The sequence below is a fragment of the Paenibacillus sp. LT-B23 genome, from assembly GCF_059417685.1.
The window spans coordinates 112,156-132,648 of the sequence record NZ_JBSQBM010000005.1 but is presented as its reverse complement, the minus strand read 5'-3'; the positions used below and the strand labels follow the sequence as shown (position 1 = coordinate 132,648).

General features: G+C 47.6%; 19 protein-coding genes. 5 read left to right on the top strand and 14 right to left on the bottom strand.

The features are described from left to right. Positions 1–26: 26 nt before the first annotated feature. A complete protein-coding gene (acsA, locus tag ACWXW9_RS08720; RefSeq protein ID WP_494929084.1) occupies positions 27–1,742 on the bottom strand; it encodes an acetate--CoA ligase in 1,716 nt (571 codons plus the stop codon). 242 nt (positions 1,743–1,984) lie between these two features. Between acsA and ACWXW9_RS08715 the strand changes: the two genes are divergently transcribed. Beyond that, on the top strand, positions 1,985–2,617 hold the full coding sequence (locus ACWXW9_RS08715; RefSeq protein ID WP_494929083.1) for a GNAT family N-acetyltransferase: 633 nt from the start codon (positions 1,985–1,987) through the stop codon (positions 2,615–2,617). A 20-nt stretch (positions 2,618–2,637) separates the two neighbouring features. Here the strand turns inward: ACWXW9_RS08715 and ACWXW9_RS08710 are convergent, their stop codons facing one another. The 4 genes from ACWXW9_RS08710 to ACWXW9_RS08695 form a co-directional block, all read right to left on the bottom strand. Further along, positions 2,638–3,336 (bottom strand): 5'-methylthioadenosine/adenosylhomocysteine nucleosidase, encoded by a 699-nt coding sequence (locus ACWXW9_RS08710; protein WP_494929082.1) that lies wholly within the window; start codon positions 3,334–3,336, stop codon positions 2,638–2,640. Between the two features lie 111 nt (positions 3,337–3,447). Further along, positions 3,448–4,455, bottom strand: coding sequence for a catabolite control protein A (gene ccpA / locus ACWXW9_RS08705; RefSeq protein ID WP_044648625.1), 1,008 nt, complete (start codon positions 4,453–4,455; stop codon positions 3,448–3,450). A gap of 107 nt (positions 4,456–4,562) precedes the next feature. Then, positions 4,563–4,904 carry a bacillithiol system redox-active protein YtxJ gene (ytxJ, locus tag ACWXW9_RS08700; protein WP_134913588.1) on the bottom strand — a complete coding sequence of 114 codons (342 nt, stop codon included), beginning with the start codon at positions 4,902–4,904 and terminating at the stop codon, positions 4,563–4,565. Positions 4,905–5,005: 101 nt separating this feature from the next. Continuing rightward, on the bottom strand, positions 5,006–5,452 hold the full coding sequence (locus ACWXW9_RS08695; protein ID WP_149093469.1) for a hypothetical protein: 447 nt from the start codon (positions 5,450–5,452) through the stop codon (positions 5,006–5,008). 337 nt (positions 5,453–5,789) lie between these two features. Here ACWXW9_RS08695 and ACWXW9_RS08690 point away from each other — a divergent pair, with 337 nt between their 5' ends. After that, on the top strand, positions 5,790–6,326 hold the full coding sequence (locus tag ACWXW9_RS08690; RefSeq protein ID WP_025684257.1) for a type 1 glutamine amidotransferase domain-containing protein: 537 nt from the start codon (positions 5,790–5,792) through the stop codon (positions 6,324–6,326). 104 nt (positions 6,327–6,430) lie between these two features. On the opposite strand, the gene ptsP is transcribed toward ACWXW9_RS08690, so the two are convergent. The 4 genes from ptsP to aroA form a co-directional block, all read right to left on the bottom strand. After that, the gene (gene ptsP, locus ACWXW9_RS08685; protein ID WP_494929081.1) at positions 6,431–8,176 is read right to left on the bottom strand and encodes a phosphoenolpyruvate--protein phosphotransferase; all 1,746 of its coding nucleotides are present in this window, start codon (positions 8,174–8,176) and stop codon (positions 6,431–6,433) included. After that, the gene (locus ACWXW9_RS08680; protein WP_025684259.1) at positions 8,173–10,056 is read right to left on the bottom strand and encodes a glucose PTS transporter subunit IIA; all 1,884 of its coding nucleotides are present in this window, start codon (positions 10,054–10,056) and stop codon (positions 8,173–8,175) included. The genes ptsP and ACWXW9_RS08680 overlap by 4 nt, the downstream gene beginning before the upstream one ends. A gap of 489 nt (positions 10,057–10,545) precedes the next feature. After that, entirely contained in the window at positions 10,546–10,980 is a 435-nt protein-coding gene (locus ACWXW9_RS08675; protein WP_494929080.1) for a CoA-binding protein, read from the bottom strand. 34 nt (positions 10,981–11,014) lie between these two features. After that, positions 11,015–12,307: a 3-phosphoshikimate 1-carboxyvinyltransferase gene (gene aroA / locus ACWXW9_RS08670; protein ID WP_494929079.1), complete on the bottom strand. Its 1,293-nt coding sequence runs from the start codon at positions 12,305–12,307 to the stop codon at positions 11,015–11,017. 273 nt (positions 12,308–12,580) lie between these two features. Here aroA and ACWXW9_RS08665 point away from each other — a divergent pair, with 273 nt between their 5' ends. Beyond that, on the top strand, positions 12,581–12,886 hold the full coding sequence (locus ACWXW9_RS08665; RefSeq protein WP_494929078.1) for a rhodanese-like domain-containing protein: 306 nt from the start codon (positions 12,581–12,583) through the stop codon (positions 12,884–12,886). A gap of 218 nt (positions 12,887–13,104) precedes the next feature. Here the strand turns inward: ACWXW9_RS08665 and gnd are convergent, their stop codons facing one another. Together gnd and ACWXW9_RS08655 are read right to left on the bottom strand one after the other, a co-directional pair. Continuing rightward, entirely contained in the window at positions 13,105–14,511 is a 1,407-nt protein-coding gene (gene gnd / locus ACWXW9_RS08660; RefSeq protein WP_494929077.1) for an NADP-dependent phosphogluconate dehydrogenase, read from the bottom strand. Positions 14,512–14,796: 285 nt separating this feature from the next. Next, on the bottom strand, positions 14,797–15,396 hold the full coding sequence (locus ACWXW9_RS08655) for a YkzI domain-containing protein (protein ID WP_494929076.1): 600 nt from the start codon (positions 15,394–15,396) through the stop codon (positions 14,797–14,799). Between the two features lie 279 nt (positions 15,397–15,675). On the opposite strand from ACWXW9_RS08655, the gene ACWXW9_RS08650 reads away from it, so the two are divergent. Continuing rightward, on the top strand, positions 15,676–16,308 hold the full coding sequence (locus ACWXW9_RS08650) for a YktB family protein (protein ID WP_494929075.1): 633 nt from the start codon (positions 15,676–15,678) through the stop codon (positions 16,306–16,308). A gap of 14 nt (positions 16,309–16,322) precedes the next feature. Here the strand turns inward: ACWXW9_RS08650 and ACWXW9_RS08645 are convergent, their stop codons facing one another. Continuing rightward, complete coding sequence (locus tag ACWXW9_RS08645) at positions 16,323–17,606, bottom strand: MFS transporter (protein WP_494929165.1); 1,284 nt, start codon at positions 17,604–17,606, stop codon at positions 16,323–16,325. Between the two features lie 186 nt (positions 17,607–17,792). Between ACWXW9_RS08645 and ACWXW9_RS08640 the strand changes: the two genes are divergently transcribed. Next, a complete protein-coding gene (locus tag ACWXW9_RS08640; RefSeq protein ID WP_044648638.1) occupies positions 17,793–19,268 on the top strand; it encodes an aminotransferase class I/II-fold pyridoxal phosphate-dependent enzyme in 1,476 nt (491 codons plus the stop codon). Between the two features lie 124 nt (positions 19,269–19,392). On the opposite strand, the gene ACWXW9_RS08635 is transcribed toward ACWXW9_RS08640, so the two are convergent. Then, a complete protein-coding gene (locus ACWXW9_RS08635; RefSeq protein WP_025684269.1) occupies positions 19,393–19,698 on the bottom strand; it encodes a DUF1292 domain-containing protein in 306 nt (101 codons plus the stop codon). Positions 19,699–19,777: 79 nt separating this feature from the next. Further along, positions 19,778–20,335: a hypothetical protein gene (locus tag ACWXW9_RS08630; protein ID WP_044648639.1), complete on the bottom strand. Its 558-nt coding sequence runs from the start codon at positions 20,333–20,335 to the stop codon at positions 19,778–19,780. Positions 20,336–20,493: the final 158 nt, after the last annotated feature.

Below are 20,493 nucleotides of genomic sequence, written 5' to 3'. Positions count from 1 at the left end.
TTTTTGTATCTTACTTAAAAAGCATTTCAATCCTCTATGGTAGACAAATCTCCTGTAGGAAGATTAAGCTCCCAGGCTTTGAGTACACGTCTCATAATTTTACCGGAACGGGTTTTGGGCAGCTTTTCCTTAAACTCAATTTCGCGTGGTGCAGCATGGGCAGACAGCCCTTCTTTGACAAAGCGATAAATATCCTGCTGCAAAGCTTCAGAGGGGGTGTAGCCTTCACGGAGTGCGATAAAAGCTTTAATGATCTCTCCCCGCACTGTATCCGGCTTTCCGATCACTCCAGCCTCCGCTACAGCGGGATGCTCCAGAAGCTTGCTCTCGACCTCAAATGGACCGATCCGCTCCCCTGAGGAATTAATGACATCATCAATACGCCCCTGAAACCAGAAGTATCCGTCCTCATCCATATAGGCAGAATCACCGGACACATACCAACCGGAAAAACGGAAATACTCCTGAAATTTGTTCGGGTTGTTCCATATACGGTTCATCATAGAGGGCCACGGTGTACGTATCGCCAAGTGCCCCATTCGATTAGGCGGCAACACTTGCCCCCTGTCGTCCAGAATAGCGGCCTGAATGCCAGGCAATGGCTTTCCCATCGAGCCGGGCTTAATCGGCAGCTCAGGGTAATTACAGATCATTTGGCCACCCGTTTCCGTCATCCACCAGGTATCATGAATACGCTGCTTATATACCTGCCAGCCCCAGCGCACCACCTCGGGATTCAGCGGCTCTCCGACGGATAACACATGCCGCAGGCTTCCGAGATCATATTTGGCAACGATATCCTCCCCTGCGCTCATGAGCATCCGAAACGCCGTAGGAGCGCTATACCATACGGTCACCTCGTGGCGCTCAATCGTCCGGTACCAATCCTCGGGACTAAAACGACCGCCACGAATCACATTTGTTGCTCCATTCAGCCACGGGGCGAAAATGCCGTAGGACGTTCCTGTAACCCAACCTGGATCGGCTGTACACCAATACACATCATCTTCACGCAGATCCAGCACCATTTTACCGGTATAATAGTGCTGAATCATCGCGTTTTGCACATGATACACGCCTTTAGGCTTGCCCGTTGAGCCTGACGTGTAATGAATAATCAATCCATCCTCACGACTCAGCCATTCCGGTTCAAGTTCTTCGGAGGAAGTAAGCATTTCCGTTTCAAAATCAATAATCCCTTGCTCCCGTTCATCCACATCGCCAACCACAAAAATATGCCGCAGCTCCGGAAGTTCCTCACGCTTTACACGCGAGAGAAGTGCAGGCGTTGTCACCAGCGCCACCGCTCCGCTATCTTCCAGCCGATCCTTGACCGACGTTTCCATAAACGCCTCAAACAATGGCCCGACAACTGCTCCTACCTTCAAAATACCAAGCAGACTAATGACCAGCTCAGGTGAACGCGGCATGAATATAAATACCCGCTCTCCTTTGCCAATGCCGTATTTTCGTAGCACATTGCCAAACCTGTTGGAACTGGCACGCAACTGAGAAAAGGTGTAGGCTTCATGGCGGTTCGCGTCACAATACAACAGCGCCGTTTTGTCACCTCTCCCTTCCTCTACATGCCGATCAATCGCTTCGTGCGCCATGTTCACCTTGCCTGATTCATACCACGTAAAATGACGCTCTGCATCTTCCCACTGAAAGCGGTTGTAAGCTTGTTCATACGGGCCCATGTTGGATGTGGGAACTACAGCCTGGAGTTCTTTAATCTTCATGCGTTCAGCCTCCTCACGATATAATGAGAATAATACAGAACATGATAACGCTTACAAATTCAATACAAGCATGTCAATTCCTTTGTTTAACATCTGATAAAAGCGACTAATTGTGAACAATTTATGTCTAAAACAGTATATCATAGGTGAGGATGTGACGACCATACTTTTCATTTATTTGTTTTTTTGCTATAAGTAGGGGATATGGGGAGCTAGGTCACGGTAAACAAGGAGGCGCATGTATGCAGCATTTAAAACTGCACCATTTGAACACGCTGAGTCATAACGGGCAAAGGATCTACGTAGAAGGCCCCGTATCTGCTGATCAACTGCATTCATTTCAAATGCATCCACAACTGGACGCCTTTCGCAAGCCAAAGGAGCAATTCGACGCGCTGGTGGATATTTCGGGACTGCCGGAAGGCAGGATTATCATCGCTCATGACGGGGAAACCATTCTCGGATACGTGACTTTTCACTATCCGGATGAGATGGAACGCTGGTCGGAAGCCAAAATGAAGGACCTGCTGGAGCTTGGAGCGATTGAGGTAGCCGACGAATATCGCGGACTGGGTCTGGGAAGCCAAATGATCCGGGTCGCCTTTGAGGACGGACAACTGGAATCCTATATCATTTTTACGACTGAGTACTATTGGCATTGGGATTTAAAAGGCAGCGGTCTCTCCGTATGGGAATACCGCCGCATGATGGAACGTCTGATGAAAACGGTAGATATGGTCTGGTATGCTACGGATGATCCCGAAATATGCTCCCACCCGGCGAATTGCCTAATGGTCCGAATGGGAGAGGATGTCCCCCTCACATCACGGGAACAATTTGACCGTATCCGGTTTGTGAGAAGGTTCATGTATTAAAATGTTACACCACTAGCCATTTAACCCAAATGCTTCAGCATATACTCCACAATTCGATGCGAACGATGGGAAGATGCTACTGTAAATTCGCCAAAATTAACGTGGGCAGATCCGTCTGCCTTATCAGACATAGAACGGAGGACAACGTAAGGCACAGCGTTCATATGGGCTGTCTGCGCCACTGCTGCGCCCTCCATCTCGGTGCAAGCACCGTCCATCTCCTGATGCAATGCAGCTACCAGCTCACGGCTGGCAACAAACTGGTCACCGGAAAGCACCTTGCCGACAATATAACGATCGCCGAAGGATTGACAGGCTTGCTCAGCCAGACGAACAAGATCAGGATCAGCCGCAAACTCCGAGGTATCCTGATAAGGAATGACCCCTCTGGCATAACCCAAAGGCGTTACATCCATATCATGCTGCATACATGTGGAGGAAATCACCATATCCCCAATATTTAAATCCGGATGCACTGCCCCTGCCACTCCTGTAAATATGATTTGTTCCGCTCCAAAGCTGTCGATAAGGATTTGTGTCGTTACCGCAGCATTGACCTTACCTACACCGGACTTGCATACGACAACCTGTTGACCGTGAATGACTCCCTTAGTATAGGTGATTCCAGCCTTGAGCGACTTACTAGCTTCATTCATTGCAGCAAGCAGCAGTTCAATTTCTTCATCCATGGCACCAATTAATCCATAAATTCGACTCATCTCAAATCCCTCTATTCTTTGTTTAATAATGTGCATTATGGACTATGTATTCACGAAAAAAGCTCCATTAAAGGAGCTTTCATCGAAGGTCTATCCTGTTAACAAATCTGTCTAGTCTAGATAATTAACCGACAACCGCAAAATCGTTTCATGCGGCAAAATAACGCGAGGATTTTCCACGTTTTCCTTCTTCATCAGCTTGGTCAGCAAACGCATCGCTACTGCACCCAAATCGTACATCGGTTGCGCCACTGTCGTAAGCTGCGGACGAACCATGGAAGCCATACGGATATTGTCCACACTGATGACAGAAAAATCGTCCGGTACTTTCAAGCCTTCATCCTGAATGCTATGAATCGCACCAATCGCCATTTCATCTGTAGCCGCAAAAATCGCGCTTGGCTTTTTCTTGAGGCCCAGGAAATACTTCATTGCCTCCACACCGGACTCATAACGATAGTTCCCGATTCGCACGAGATCTTCCTGATACTCCATTCCTGCTGCTTCCAGCGCTCTCTTGTAGCCTTGGAAACGTGCATACCCGTTCGCAGGGTCCTGAAGCGTACCACTGATCATCGCGATTTGACGGTGTCCGTGGCGAATCAATGTGTTCACTGCATCAAAAGCAGCAGCTTCATGGTCAATATCAACCGAAGGATAGCTGCCTTTCTCATCACTCGTTGCGCACAGAACAATAGGAACCGCAGCCGTATGAAACGCCTGAATATGCTCGTCCGTTACTGTGCCGCCCATGAACAGAAGTCCATCAACCTGCTTTTCAAGCAGCGTATTGATGACACGAATCTCTTTTTCTTTCCGCTTATCGGCATTACACAAAATAATGTTATAGTGATACATATTCGCAATATCCTCAATACCACGCGCAATTTCTGCAAAAATTGAGTTCGATATATCCGGAATAACCACGCCAACGGTCGTTGTCTTCTTGCTGGCCAGACCTCTAGCCACCGCATTCGGGCGATATCCCAATTGTTCAATCGCTTCATACACCTTTTTGCGGGTCTGAGGTTTTACGTTAGGATTATTGTTAACTACGCGGGATACCGTGGCCATTGAGACACCGGCTTCGCGAGCTACATCATAGATCGTTACCGTCACATTCCTTCTCTCCATTGCCAATAAATTTTCAACCGAATCCTAGATCAACTAATTAGAACCATGATACGACAAAATACTACTTTATGCAACGACTGCGCTCATTCTGCCTATGTGAGATGATCGTGGAGCGCATGGGCTGTAATATTCGAATGGGATGTATGCCAGACAGCCTCTCCGTCCTTTATTAAGATGGCCTGCGGCGATTCATGCTTCACCTGGAGCCTGTCCGCAGCCTCATTGGACACCGGCCGGTCTTCTACTACATAAATGATACCGTATTCAATATTTTCGTCGGGAGTGCCTTGCAAGTAGGATTCCATCTCCTGATGTGCGCGGGAACTAATCGGACAGCGTGTGCTATGTTTAAAGAGAAGCAGCGGCTTGTCTGATGACGCTTCCAGTGCCGAATTTAATTGTTGAACAGTAGTCATTTTCGTCATCGTCACCATTGGATATACATTCCTTTCTGTGTCTTGTCGTATGGCCTATTCACATCGTAACAAAAAGAACATGTAAAATCCAATGGTGACCATGAAAATTTTCATTTTTTTTAGTTTTTTGTATTCATAAACACCGATTCACTGGTAAAACCGGATAATTGCACCAATCTTTTCTGTACATCGTTCATCCAATCCTCATCTCCCAGACTTCTCGCATAACGATAAAGGTCCAGCAGCAGGTTGATTCGAAGCTCCATTCGCTCCTCCAAAGAGGATTGCCAGTCTACATTGGGATTGTCCGCTTCCTCCAGCACCAGCTTGCGTATAATTTCAGCCAGCTCGTTGTTACGGGCAAAGGAAATACGCCGAGCATTAGGCTTGCTCCCCAAATTTTGTAACAGCTCCTTGATGTCCTTCGTCACATGCTGCAAAACCTCACTCGAGAAGCACGAAGGGCATGAAAATACGGGAACATGTAAAATTTCAACCTTGTCCGCATATATCACCTTTCTCAACTCCAGCCCCATCGGTTTACCGCATTGGCATTGCTTATGCATTTAACCACCTCATTACATAGGATCAAGCTATATGAGGATTTCATCAGAATCCAGATATATCTATCTACTAGTCTATAAAAGATTTGTTAACTCTATAAAATTTTTCACACCCTTTTTTATTTCGACTTTGGGACCTCAAATCCTTCCACAGTTTGCAGCTATGAACAAATTACCAAAGGTTTAGCGGGTTACAGAATGGTAATACTTGCTTTGAAAGAGCTTGTCGATTACTGAGAACGTGCAGAGGAATGGACTTCCGGTGATCTTTTTCTTAAGATGTAGAGGCACAGATTATAAAACAGCGGTGTCATCAAGTGACGCACGAAAGGATGGTTAGATGTCGAGACTTGCTGGAAAAAAGGTTATCGCTCTGGTAGATGAGGAATTCGAGGATCTGGAGCTATGGTACCCTGTGTACCGTGTTCGTGAAGAAGGCGCAGAAGTGCATTTGGCCGGTGCTGAAAAGGGTAAAAAATATATCGGAAAATATGGCGTACCTGCTGAAGCGGAATATGCCTTTGAGGAACTGAACAGCCGTGATTATGACGGGATTCTTGTCCCTGGAGGCTGGGCGCCGGATAAACTGCGCCGCTATCCCAAGGTGATTCAACTTGTACAGGAGTTTCACGCCGCCCAAAAGCCTATCGGGCAAATCTGCCATGCAGGCTGGGTGCTGATTTCTGCCAAAATTTTGGACGGTGTCACTGTAACATCCACACCGGGTATCCGTGATGATATGGAAAACGCAGGCGCCATATGGAAGGACGAGGCTGTCGTGACGGACGGACATATCGTATCTGCCCGCCGCCCACCTGACCTTCCGCCATATGGAAAAGCGTTTTGCGATCTGTTGGCAAACAATGCTCAGAAATAAGTCAGTTCCAATAAAATGAGCAAAAGCACCTTCAAAACCATGGCTAATGTGGTTTTGAAGGTGCTTTTTTTTATTTCCAAACAAAATGCACAGCTAGTGCATAATTACTGGCGTCCTGGCCCGGCCGGAATATAGCCGACATTAACTGCGGTCAGCTTGTCTTCGATCGCCGCGCCGGTAGACATGCTGAAGCACGCCTGGGCAACCAGCGTTGCCTCTGCTGCGGAAGTGTTCAGTACACGATGCTTGACTCGCAGCAAGGACTGGGGAGACATGCTAAGCTGATGTATTCCCAGTTCCAGCCATAGGGGAATGGAACGTTCATCTCCTGCCATTTCACCGCACACACTCACATCAATCCCTGCCTGATGAGCAGCCTGCGCCGTCATACGCAGCATCCGCAGCACCGCCGGATGGTATGGATGGTACATATGCGCAATCTGCTCGTTCATGCGGTCTACGGCCAGTACATACTGTACCAGATCATTCGTGCCTATACTGAAAAAATCCGTTTCAGCCGCCAGCAGATCGGCAATCATTGCTGCCGCTGGCACCTCGATCATAATCCCTTGCTGGATATGTGGGTTATAGGCAAGGCCTCTCGCATCCAAATCCGCCATAGCTTCCTTCAAGATCGCATCCGCCTGACGGATCTCCTCCACCGATGAAATCATAGGATACATAACCTTGATATTCCCTGCCGCACTAGCACGTAAAATAGCTGTCAATTGAGTCTTGAATAATTCCTTCCAATCGAGACTGATACGTATAGCGCGATAGCCTAAAAACGGATTTTCCTCCTCCGGCAGTTGAAGATAGTCCAGCGGCTTATCCCCGCCGATATCCAATGTACGGATAACAACGGAGTGGTTTCCTGCCTTTTCTGCTACCAGCCGATACACTTCATACTGCTCATCTTCATCCGGTGCAGAGTTTCGATCCATATATAAAAATTCCGTGCGGAACAGTCCCACACCCTGCGCTCCATGCTTCAATGCCGCCTCCAGTTCCTTGACAGAACTGATATTGGCTGCCAGCCTCAGTTCAGTCCCATCCTTGGTCACGGCTTCCACGGAAGCGAGCACCTGAAGCTGTTCTTTTCTGCGGCGCTGCTCATCACGTAATGCCGTATAATGATCAATAATGGATTTTTCCGGGTTTACATAAACCTTACCCAAGTCTCCGTCGACAACCATCATATCCCCCGTCTGGACAGGTAAATTGAGGTTGCTCTCCAGTCCCGAAACGAGCGGAATGCCCATCGCACGGGCCATGATCGCGGAATGCGATGTTTTGCCCCCGTTCATAGTCACAATTCCTAATACATAGCTTGGATTCAAATGGGCTGATTGAGACGGAGAAAGCTCCTTGGCTACCAGAATGTAAGGCTGTGTGTCCTTCGGAAGAGTTACTTCCGGCGCACCCAGCAAATGCTTGAGCAGTCGGTTCCCCACATCCTTGATGTCGATTGCCCGCTCCTTCATATACTCATCATCCAGCAGATCAAACATCGTCACAAAATGATCAATTGCTTCCTTAACAGCCACTTCGGCTGCTTTGTATTGTCGCTCGATGATTCCACGAACCTCGTTCATGAATTCAGGGTCCTCCAATATAGCCAGATGCGCATCAAAAATGCTGGATTCCTCCGGTCCCACCATTTCCCGAAACTCATCCTTAATAAACTGGATTTCACTTTTGGATGTGCGTATCCCTTCATACAAACGCTCGAATTCCTTTGCGAGATCCACCGCATCCATTTTCTGCTCAGGTAAATCCCACTCCCAGCTCGGCAGGACAAAAGCCTTCCCGATTGCCACACCTGCTGCGGCGCCGATGCCTTCTATCATGTCTCTACCCCTCCAACATTCCTGTCATGCAGCACAACGGACATTACCGAGGCCTGACCTTTTTTCACTGTTTTAAACGGAGCAAAGCTCCATGACTTCACGCGATCCGGGTTCGTAATGACCATGGGGGTCACTAACGATGGAGCTTGTTCCCGCAGTGCCTGCAAATCAAATTTGATCAGCAATTGTCCCGGTTCCACCGTATCGCCTGCTTCTACCATAGCAGTAAAGTTCCCTTTTAGCTGTGAAGTATCAATCCCTATATGAAGCAGAACCTCAAGTCCCTCTCGTGTAGAGATGCCCAAAGCGTGCATGGTCGGATACAGATGCATAACCGTACCATACACCGGAGACACAAGTTCACCTCGTTCAGGAACAAAAGCAACTCCGTCCCCGACCAGCTTCGTTGCAAAAATTTTGTCCGGTACCTCGTGAATCGGCAGCATTTTTCCATGCACAGGGGCGTTGAACAACACTTGAGGCAGATCACGCTCCATAAGCTTCGCGATTTCCTCACGAATCAGCTCCGAATACGTCCCGAACACAACCTGCAAGTTGCCCCCTCCCAGGTTGATGAGTCCAGCCGAGCCCAAAGCTTTTATCGCTCCGGTATCAATCAGCCGATCATTGTGGACGGTGAGACGCAACCGTGTAATGCATGCTTCCACCCGAACAATATTTTCCTTCCCTCCAAGCGCCTCCAAAATGAGCGGTGCGCTGTAAGGAATATTGCCTGCCCAATCCTCCAGAACCGAACCTTCCTCGCGGCCTGGAGTGGGAATACGGAACCTACGAATCGCCCAGCGGAATAGCACATAATACACCAGCCCATACGCCACGCCTAACGGAATCAACAACCAGGCGTTATGTGACAGATGGAAATTGAGTACGTAATCTATAAAACCCGCTGAATATGAAAAACCGTGATGAATATCCAGCTCAAAAGTAAGCCACATGGCCAGACCTGACATGACTGCATGAACGAGGAACAAATAAGGAGCAGCAAACAAAAATGCAAACTCAATTTGTTCTGATACACCAGTAAAAAAGCAGACGAGTGCAGCAGTCAAAAACGTCTTTTGCACCTTCGGTTTCAAATCTTCACGCGCTTCCTGAATAATCGCCAGCGCAATGGCTGGAATCGCAAACATCATAATCGGAAACAACCCTGACATAAAATAGCCCGCCGTCGGATCGCCAGCAAAAAATCGGGGTAAATCCCCCTGCACTATGTCGCCTGACGGTGTTTTATATGTACCTAGTTGAAACCAGAATATATTATTAAGCAGATGATGAAGGCCAAAAGCCGCCAGCACCCGATACAAAATACCGTAAATAAACAATCCGAAGCCGCCCAGACTCAATTCCAGACCTGCTATAAATTGTAATCCTCTCTGAATGAGTGGTGCCACTATCAGCATCAGTCCTGCGAACACGGCGGAGAACAAGCCAATCAGCAGCAAAACAAATCGAGTCCCTCCAAAAAATTGGAGTACCTCAGGCAGTTTAATGCTTTTGAAGCGGTTATACGCCACCCCTGAAATGACACCCAAAATGATGCCAATGAGCGTCGCGGGATGAATGAGTCCGTTTCCAAATCTCAATGTGACCTGATCATATATAGCCATACCAGCCAATGCTGCCAGTCCTGCCTGACCTGCCTGATTCGACATGCCGAGTGCTACACCAACCGCAAACAAGTACGGCAAAAAATAAAAAATCCCACGCCCTGCTGCATTAGCCATTTCAGACACCATTGGAAATCCCCACGTGGACCAGGGAAGGCTGCCGAGACTTAGTAATATAGCCGCAGCCGGCAACACCATCGTCGGGAGCATGACAGCCCGACCAAGCTGTTGTAAGGATCCGAGCCAATTCATGGCATTCCTCTCCTTTCTATCCCCTGATGGTAAGTCGAATAAATACTTTTGTCAAAGCGATTCTCTTGCTTGATAAAAAATATTTATATACGCTTTTCAGGTCTGAATAGCTCTATCTTATTTAAGTTATATTTTGCGTGTTTATCAGCTTGGACCATGTTATTCTGAAACAAAGGGGGATATAGCATGAGTGAAACACTTTTAAAAGAAATATGGATCAACGCTTTAACAGCATAGACACTCGCCTCGACAATATGGAGCAGCGGTTCGACATCATGGATTCACGTCTGGATGGTATGGACTCTCGACTTGAGGGTATAGATCAGCGTCTCAATACTGTCGATTAAGCTCATTCACCAAGATAATATCACAAAAATGGCATACATACATTATATGGATTCCTGTAAGCATAATATAGCCCAATTTCCATACACCAAAAACCTTCTCCCCATATTTCATAGGGGCGAAGGTTTTTTCTTCATGTCCAGATTATCCTTTACGTACTGCTTGGGTTATGGAATCCTCTACCTTGATGCAACGATCCATAATAACCGTCATTCCATGCTCCTGCGCAATGTCAGCGGCTTCCTGGCTGATAATGCCCTGTTGAAGCCACAAAACCTTCGCACCTATAGCAGCCGCCTCACGAGCAACCTCCGCGCAGTACTCACTGCGACGGAATACATTGACCAACTCGACAGACTCGGGTACTTCTTCGAGACTTGCATAGCAAGTTTCTCCTAAAATCGTTTGCCCCGCTGCCGCAGGATTAACCGGAATAATACGGTATCCCCGTTTTTGCATCGCATAAGACACCATATACGAGGTCCGGTCTGATTTATCAGACAAACCTACAACCGCAATGTTGCCTACTTGCTCCAAAATGCTTTTGATCTCTTCCCTTGACGGATTTTCAAAAGCCATCCTTTCCCCTCCTGTCCACTTCTAAAACTTACTTTTATTTTACCCACTCTACAGAGGCGCCAAGCGTCGTCAGATGGTCAAAATATTGCGGATATGATTTGGCAACATGATGCGCATCCTTGATCACCAGCGGTTTCTGTGCCCGCAGACCGACAACTGTCAAAGCCATAATAACACGGTGGTCAAAATGCGCGTTAATTTCAACACCGCCTTCAACCCCCTCCGGTCTGCCATGTACGATAATTTCAGCCTGACGTTCCTCCACCCGAGCTCCGGCCTTGGTCAGTTCGTTCAAATAATCGGTAATGCGATCACATTCCTTGTACCGCAAATTTTCCACATTATAAAAACGGGACGTGCCGTCAGCAAATACAGCCGCAGCCACCATCGCCAGCACAGCATCGGTTGCAGCATCGCCGTCAAACTCAATGGCCTTCAAACGGCCATTCCCCTTCACGACGACGGTGTCGTTCTCGTGCGTCAGCGGTACTTCCATCATACGAAGCACATCTACAATAGCACGTTCTCCCTGCTTGCTCTGCTCCTTTAGCCGATGGATGGTGACATCCGAGTTCGTGACCGCAGCCGCCGCCAGCACCGCGGCGCTGCCCGGGTAATCTCCCTGCACGGTATATGTGCGCGGCTGATAAGATTGTCGTCCCGGCACACGGAAAGACATGTAATCATCACTTGCATGAATGATAATCCCTGCCTCTTGGAGCACCTCCAGCGTCTGACCAATAACCACCTTGGATTTCAAATCATGCAGCACCTCAATTTCGCTATCTTCCTCCAATAACGGCGTGAGGAATAGCAAGGCGCTCAAATATTGCGAGCTAACCGAACCGGATACCTGAATTTTGCCGCCTTTGGGCTGACCGCCCTGAATGCGGATCGGAAGCTTGCCTTCACGATGATCTACCTGTACACCCAGTTGACCCAATGCGTCGATCAGATCATCATGTGGTCGTTTTCCCAGCGAATCGGGATATGTATTGACGAAAGTAACATCCGGGCACAGCGATGCGATCCCCATCAAAAAACGAAGCACTGCTCCGGCGTTACCTACATTGAGTTCCTTCACAGCACGAGGATGGCTGCCAAAGCCCGTAATGACTATTTTTTCATCATCCTCTTCCAGCACTGCCCCCAGATCAGCGATACAACGACGCATAGCATCACTGTCCTCACTGTGTGCCGGAAAATAAATGGTACTTTGTCCATCGGCAAGCGCTGCTGTCAGCAAATAGCGTGTAGTGTAGTTTTTGGAGGACAAGGCCCCAATCTCCCCTTTTAACGAAGAGGTAGGTCTAACGATAACATCCATAATGTACATGCTCCTTTTCGAATTTTAACCAACCCGTTTTACGTTAATTATACAAGCTGTGATGTTTATTTCTCCATCAGAAAAACACTGAATATCAAGCAAAGCCTGCCCGAGTTTCATCCCGGCGATTCATTAATCTATACACGCCTTTAGAATTAGCCCGATTGACAGCTTGCAGATAGCTTGGCTATCATACATAGAGTGTGTAAGTGGTTTGGTACAAGCCATGAACACACGAGTCACCTATTTTATATTCAGAAAAGAGGTCCGGCCATGACGCAAATCGCCCTGATTGAACCTTCTGAGCTTCGTGCACGCCTGCAAGCAGGCGAACAATTGCAACTGATCGACGTTCGCGAGGCAGAAGAAGTAGCGGAAGGCATGATTGTCGGTGCCAAGCATATTCCGCTCGGACAGATTCCAAGTCGTCTTGAGGAAATTGAACGTACCGGTGAAATTATCTTTATTTGCCGGAGCGGTTATCGCAGCGAACGAGCCTGCGAATATTTACAACAGCTAGGTTATGAAGGCTGCACTAACATGACCGGCGGTATGCTGCAATGGTCACAAGAGCAGTAAAATGTTGCCCACCAAATGAGACGGGATCTTCCCGTCTTTTTTTGTCGTGACTCAAAGCTTAGACGCGGTGATGTGTTAAAATAACTATTCCTATCATACCACAGTGCCGAAAGCTTAGACAATCCACTAAAGAAAAACAGAAGCTTCCTCCGCCACAGAGGGCAAAAGAAGCTTCCGTTGTATTACATTGCTGTTATCCTAGCATATTCGCCAGTTCATTAGAACCATTGGTGATGGAATACGCCTTCTTTGTCCACACGTTTGAACGTATGCGCACCGAAGTAGTCACGTTGTGCTTGCAGCAAGTTTGCTGGCAGACGCTCAGTACGGTAGCTGTCATAGTATGCAAGCGCACTGGAGAAGCCTGGCACTGGAATACCTTGAGATACAGCTACGGAAATCACCTGACGCCATGCGTTTTGGTAAGTTTCTACTACATTTTTGAAGTAGGAATCCAGCAACAGGTTTTTCAGAGCAGGATCGCGGTCATACGCATCCTTGATGTTTTGCAGGAATTGCGAACGGATAATGCAACCGCCGCGGAAGATCATAGCGATTTTTCCGTATTTCAAATCCCAATCGTATTCATCGGAAGCTGCACGCATTTGTGCAAAGCCTTGAGCATAAGACACAATTTTACTTGCGAACAATGCTTTACGTATGCTTTCGATAAATTCTTTTTTGTCCCCGCTGAAGGATTCAGCATTAGGACCGCTCAGCACTTTGCTTGCCGCAATACGCTCGTCTTTCATAGCAGACAGGAAGCGGGAGAATACAGATTCGGTGATCATGGACAATGGAACGCCCAGATCCAGCGCGCTTTGGCTTGTCCATTTACCAGTACCTTTTTGACCTGCCGCATCCAGAATAACGTCTACCATTGGTTTGCCTGTTTCGGAATCATATTGGGAGAAGATGTCAGCCGTGATTTCGATCAGGTAGCTGTCCAGCTCGCCTTTATTCCATTCTGTGAAGATTTCATGAAGCTCTTCCGCATTCACATTCAGGACCGATTTCAACAGGTGATACGCCTCACCAATCAATTGCATGTCGCCGTACTCGATACCGTTATGCACCATTTTTACATAGTGACCAGCACCGTCGGGACCGATATATGTACAGCAAGGGTCGCCATCTACTTTGGCAGAGATTGCCGTCAGAATCGGCTCTACCAGCTTGTAGGCACTTTCTTGTCCACCCGGCATAATTGCAGGACCGTTCAAGGCACCTTCTTCGCCACCGGATACGCCTGTACCAATAAAGCGAAGTCCTTTTTCCTCCAGCTCCTTACTGCGGCGCTGTGTATCAGGGAAGTAGGCATTGCCTCCGTCTATAATAATGTCGCCCTTGTCCAGATGAGGCAAAAGCTGCTCAATCGTGGCATCCGTTGCTTTACCAGCTTGAACCATGATCAGGATTTTACGGGGCGATTCCAGTGAGTTCACAAATTCTTCAATGGAGAAAGTACCCGTCAGTTTCTTACCTTCTGCTTCTTTGATAAGATCATGCGTTTTTTCGGGAGAGCGGTTAAATACCGAGACGGTGAAGCCTCTGCTCTCAATATTAAGGGCCAAATTCTTACCCATTACCGCCAGGCCGATCACACCAATCTGCTGTTTTGCCATCTGGTTCCTCATCCTTTGCAACATATTTTTTATTCTATATCGCCGCTTTACCGCATTACACTTTATGTGAATCGGAACACGTGCAATTCTATTTTAACGTTTTTGGTGTCAGAAGTGAACCCCTGTCTATTCGCAGATCAAAACACCCCATTTTCATGAGGTGTTCAGTTATACCCAAATCTGCACAGCATCTACGGATTTAAGCAAAAACGTTTGACTGGTCCTTAACACCACGCATTTTTTAACCCGTAATGATTCGTTTTAAATTCCGCTATTCTCTCATCATTATGCTTCCATCATCAGCAGTTGGCGGGATAGCGCTTGCAGGCGTTCATGACAGTTCCCGGCTCTAGCCGTATCTCCCTCTGTCATTGCCGTGAAAAGCTTCTCCAATTCATCATCCACTTCCATTCTGAGCAGCAGCAGTCGGGTTTCTCCCTCATTGGAAATGTACATATCCTCCATCTCCTGCGCTGACAGCACTGGTCCCTTCTGATAAATGACGCGTTGCTTAAAGCCGGTAACCTCCACCAGACGAATGACCTCACCGAACAAAATATTTTCCACCAAAATATGATGGTCCTTGACTCTTTTGACAATGGCATGGCCTCGGGTGCTTCCAATCAGCTTTTCCAACCACTCAGCCAGCTTGGCATCGCGGATCACATAATCTCCGGCCAACTTGTAGTGCCCTGTACGCAATTGTTGAAAACGAAGCTTCACCAGCTTGCGCCCGGTTCTTACCGACAGCACCAGGTATGACTCATCCTCGCTCCAGTACAGCGAATACCCTTCCGATATCAAATCCTTGATCAGATTATGGATATGCCGACGGCTAAACCGGAGCTCCAGATTGCAATATTCTACCTCGCAGCCCTTGTTCACGGCATTCCCTCCTTTTTCAAGTCCGATTCAAGAAGTCCGGCTACAGCAAGCCTGCGGCTTTCCCGCTTGATCTTCCCTTGCTCTATTTTATACTTCATTTTATGTAAGGGTACTTGGTTATTTGACCTATTTTTATGAGTAACAACGCACAATCCTACTTTTGCCTTATGCGCTTGTCCCAAACCCGGCCTAAAGTCGGCCAAGCCTGCTGACGTTATGCTATAATCGGACATATTACGCCACACGAAATGGCTTAACCCAGTTACAGGAGGAAGAGGTATGACGTTCAATGGATTTACAGCAAAGGACTTTGATGTTTTTGAAATACCGGGGCTGGAGCCTCGCATGGAGGTACTGATTGAACAGGTTCGACCCAAACTGGAAGCGATTGGTGCGGAGTTGGCTCCTTTCCTGACGGACTTGTGTGGCGAGCCTATGCACGTTCACGTTGCAAAGCATGCACGGCGCAAAGTAAATCCGCCCAAGGATTCCTGGGTAGCTTGGGCGGCAAACAAGCGTGGGTACAAGGCGTTGCCGCATTTTGAGGTAGGGATGTTTTCTTCTCATCTGTTCATCATTTTCGCAATTATTTATGAAAGCCCGAACAAAACCACGTTTGCCCAGGCACTCAAAGCCAATCTGAGCGATGTTCGCACTAGCCTACCTGATCATTTTTACTGGTCCATGGATCATATGGCCCCGGAAGGTACGGAGCAAAAACAAATGGACGAGAAGAATTTTCAAACGATCATTGACAAGCTGCAGCAGGTAAAAAAAGCCGAGGTCATGTGTGGTATCCGTATTGACCGGGACGACCTGCTCGTCGGTGACGGGGCTGCGCTGCTACAGACGGTGCGTTCCACTTTTGAGCGTTTGCTGCCGCTGTACCGAATGGCTTTTCCGAAAGAGTAACCGGCCTTGGCTAATCAGGCTTCAGCCGTCTTTCTGCGCGGATTACGTGCCAAAGCCAGATGACAGCCGAACATGAGCAGCATTACAACTCCGCTGATGATAAATGGAGCTGTGTGTCCTGCACGGTCCCACAGCACTCCTGAAACGAGCGGACCGATGACCATACCTGAACCTTGGAGTGTCAGAAAAAAGCCCCATATCGTCGCTCGCTCGCTTTCTGGGATCAATTTGGCGAGGAACGTGTTCCATGCAGGCAAAATGAGCGCATAGCCCAAGCCGATGAGGGCTACGGATACAAACACAAGCGGAATGGATCGGACGGCGGAAAAGAAAAACAGCGTAATGCCGGCAAGTAAAAAACCGGCGTGCAGAAAGTATTCTGTTCCGAGCCGATCCACCAGCTTTCCGCAAGGAATAAGCGCCAGCACTGTTACCCCGCCGCCAGCAATTAGAAGTACACTGTACAAATTCGGCGAAATCCCGAGGTCCGTACGGGCGTACAGCGTCAGTACCGGGCTGATTAGACCGATAACAAACGATTGCAAAAACAGAGCCGGGTAAATCAACGGGTTTACATTTAGTTTTGTTTTGAGTGTAATGATCGTCTCCTTAATTCCTCCCAGCAGCTTCGGCTTTTGATTTGCAAGACCGTCGGAGGACACCAAAGCGCTCCGTTGCAGCGCTCCTTTGTCGGCAGACTCTTTCCGTCCGGGCAGCATTAGGGAGACCAACAACAGCACAATACTGCATCCTGTCAAAATCATAAACACCATTCCGTAAGAATGACCATAATGTGCCATAGCGAAATTCATAACAAGCGGCCCCATTCCTGTTCCGCCCATGGACGCAATTTCCAATGTGCCCATCGCCGCACCATTGCTGTTGTTAGGCCCGGACATTTCAGTCGTTCCAGTCATGACACAAGGCCAGAGCGGAGAAGTGCCCAGACCGAGCAACAGACAGGCAACTACGAGCCACACTGGCTCTGTCAGCATGCTTAGCATGATCACCGCAACAAGTGTAAACAGCAACGCGGTCGACATCGTTCCCCGGTAGCCGAGCCGTTCAGCTATCCAGCCCGCCGGTGCCCGGAACGCATTGTCACCAAAATACTGGAGCGAAAAGGCCAGACCGATGATTCCGGCTGACAGTCCGAGCGTTTCTCCCATATATACCGGCAGGATAGCTACCAGAAGAGATCCCTTCATAAATTCAACCAGAAATACCAGTACCCATAATTCCGCAAAAAAGGGAGACCATAACCGCCGAGGATTTTTTTCTCTTCCGATTTGTTTCATCTGTCCCACATCCTCTACCTTCGTTTTTTCGTCATAAAGTCCGGGTTGTCTCCATGCTCCTCTCATTCACAAATAAAAGCACCGTCAACCGCTTGCATTCCTACTTCAAACTGCTATACTCAATTTTGTTCTATTATCACTTGCCAGGATTGTCGAAATCCTGCACGAAAGGTTGTGACAACACTAATGAATCAAAGCAACACCCCGCTTTTTACTGCTTTGAAAAAGCACGCTCAGAGCAACCCGGTTCAATTTCACATCCCAGGTCATAAAAAGGGAGTGGGGGCAGATCCGGAATTTCGCGAATTTATGGGGGATAATGCCTTTTCCATAGATATGATCAACATCGCTCCATTGGACGATCTGCATCAACCTACGGGTGTCATCGAAGAAGCCCAAAAGCTTGCGGCAGAAGCCTATGGAGCAGATTATACTTACTACAGTGTACAGGGTACAAGTGGAGCTATCATTACTATGATTATGTCCATCTGCTTGCCAGGTGATAAAATTATTGTACCCCGAAATGTACACAAATCTATAATGTCTGCCATTATATTGTCTGGAGCAAAGCCTGTATTCGTATCTCCGGTCAGTGATGAAAATCTTGGTATTCACCACGGGATTACAACCAAGTCCGTACGCCGGGCACTGGAACGCCATCCTGACGCCAAGGGCGTCCTCGTCATCAACCCGACATATTACGGTGTGTGCGCCGATTTGAAAGAAATTGTTGATCTCGCTCACAGCTATAATGTGCCGGTCCTGGTCGATGAGGCCCACGGTGTACTCATTCATTTTCATCCTGATCTGCCGATGTCCGCCATGGAAGCGGGAGCAGATATGTCAGCTACAAGCGTCCATAAGCTAGGCGGCTCCTTGACACAAAGCTCGATTCTGAATGTGAATACCAAAAACGGATACGTCAATCCGCAGCGTGTGCAGACGATTTTCAGTATGCTGACAACGACTTCCACTTCCTATATCCTGCTGGCTTCTCTGGACACATCACGCCGCAATCTGGCTCTCAATGGCTATGAAATAGCGCAACGTGCGCTTGATTTGGCCGAATATTGCCGTGCAGAGGTCAACAAGATTGAAGGATTATATTGCTTTGGCAGTGAAATTCTCGGTACGGAGGCAACCTATAATTATGACGCGACCAAAATCACCATTCATATTCGTCATCTAGGCCTTACTGGGTACGACGTGGAAAATTGGCTGAGAGAAAACTACAATATCGAGGTTGAGCTTAGCGATATGTACAATATTCTCTGTCTGGTGACTCCCGGGGATACGAAAGAGGATATTGAGATTTTATTGAAGGCTCTGCGTGAGCTGGCTGCTATACATTATTCTACAGGTCAGCAGCATGAACTGGATGTAAAAATACAGGAAATCCCGCAGCTCTCCCTGATTCCGAGAGACGCTTTTTACGGAGATACGGAAGTGGTACCATTCAAGGAATCTGCTGGACGCATTATTGCAGAATTCATTTATGTATATCCGCCAGGTATTCCGATCCTACTGCCGGGCGAAGTGATCTCACAGGACAATATTGATTATATTGTCGATCATGTGGAAGTAGGCCTGCCTGTAAAAGGACCGGAGGACCGTACCGTACATCAAGTGAAGGTTATTGTTGAAACGGACGCCATTTCCTAATCCTTCCTGAACCTTAACAAGCCTGGAAAGTCTTACAAGCACCCTAAAAAGCTTAACAAAAAAAGCCCCCAAACGGGGGCTTTTTCATTACCTTACAAAGCTGTAACAACCGTTAGGTCCAATACTATTCGTATTGGGCAACCAGCTCGCTGTAAGCCTCTTCAACACGTTTCCATTCATCTTCATCCTCGATATTGTAAAGCACCATTTCTTCGTTTTCTTCTTCCATACGAAGAATAATGCCATCTGCTTCAGGATTGCCGCGCTCCAACAGGAGAGCGTAAACGTGATTTTCTACGTCAAAGGTCTCTACCAGCACCATTTCTACATCTTTGCCATTTTCATCAGTTAGCGTAAGAACCATTTCTTCATGTTCGTGGTCATGATCGTGGTTGCAGGCTTCACCGTGTTCATGTTTGTGATCACTCATGGAAATACCTACCTTCAAATTGTTTTATTTTCCCCCGTATCGTAACATGATCAAGGGTACAGGTCAATTTGTGGTATGCCTAATTTATCGCTGTAATGACTTTTTCCGACACCAGGGTATAGCTGCTGTCTTTGCTTTCTTTAATGTAGAAACCGACCCGGTAATTCCCTGCTGTTTTGAAATCATACGTAAAGTCGTTTGTACGGAACCAGAAGTTATCCTTTTGTGCTCCGCTGATATCCTGAGACTGAATATCCTTTACGTTACCCGCAGGATCGGTGATCGCTACCTTCACTCCGGAGATATCCGCTTTCAACGTATCAATCTGACTGAATACATTGAATTTCACTTTGTTACCTTTATTCACGTTGCCAAACACCGTATCGCCCTTGAACAAGAACATGTGTACATTCGGTTGGTCGAAAACAACTTTTCCACCGGACGGATCAAAACTGACAATCCCGTTAAAATCTCGAATGGGCACATACGTTTTGCCGTCAATGACAACCGCGCCATCCTTCGACACCTCACCGTTAATAATCAGCTTCACTTGGTCCTTGGCGGATTCCGCCGAAATAACGGTCCCTCCCATTATCGAAAAGGCCATCACTAGGGCCATAACTTTTCTCCACTTCATCGCTAGATATCCCTCCATCATCATCTGTTAAATACTTCTGTCTTACATTTATACCTAGCTCAGTTCCACAAGTTGCGCTGGGCTTCACAAATTGTCCAAAGTTTTTGAAATAGGGTGTAATCTTTAGTTTCAATAGCATCAATGGTAAGATACGACTG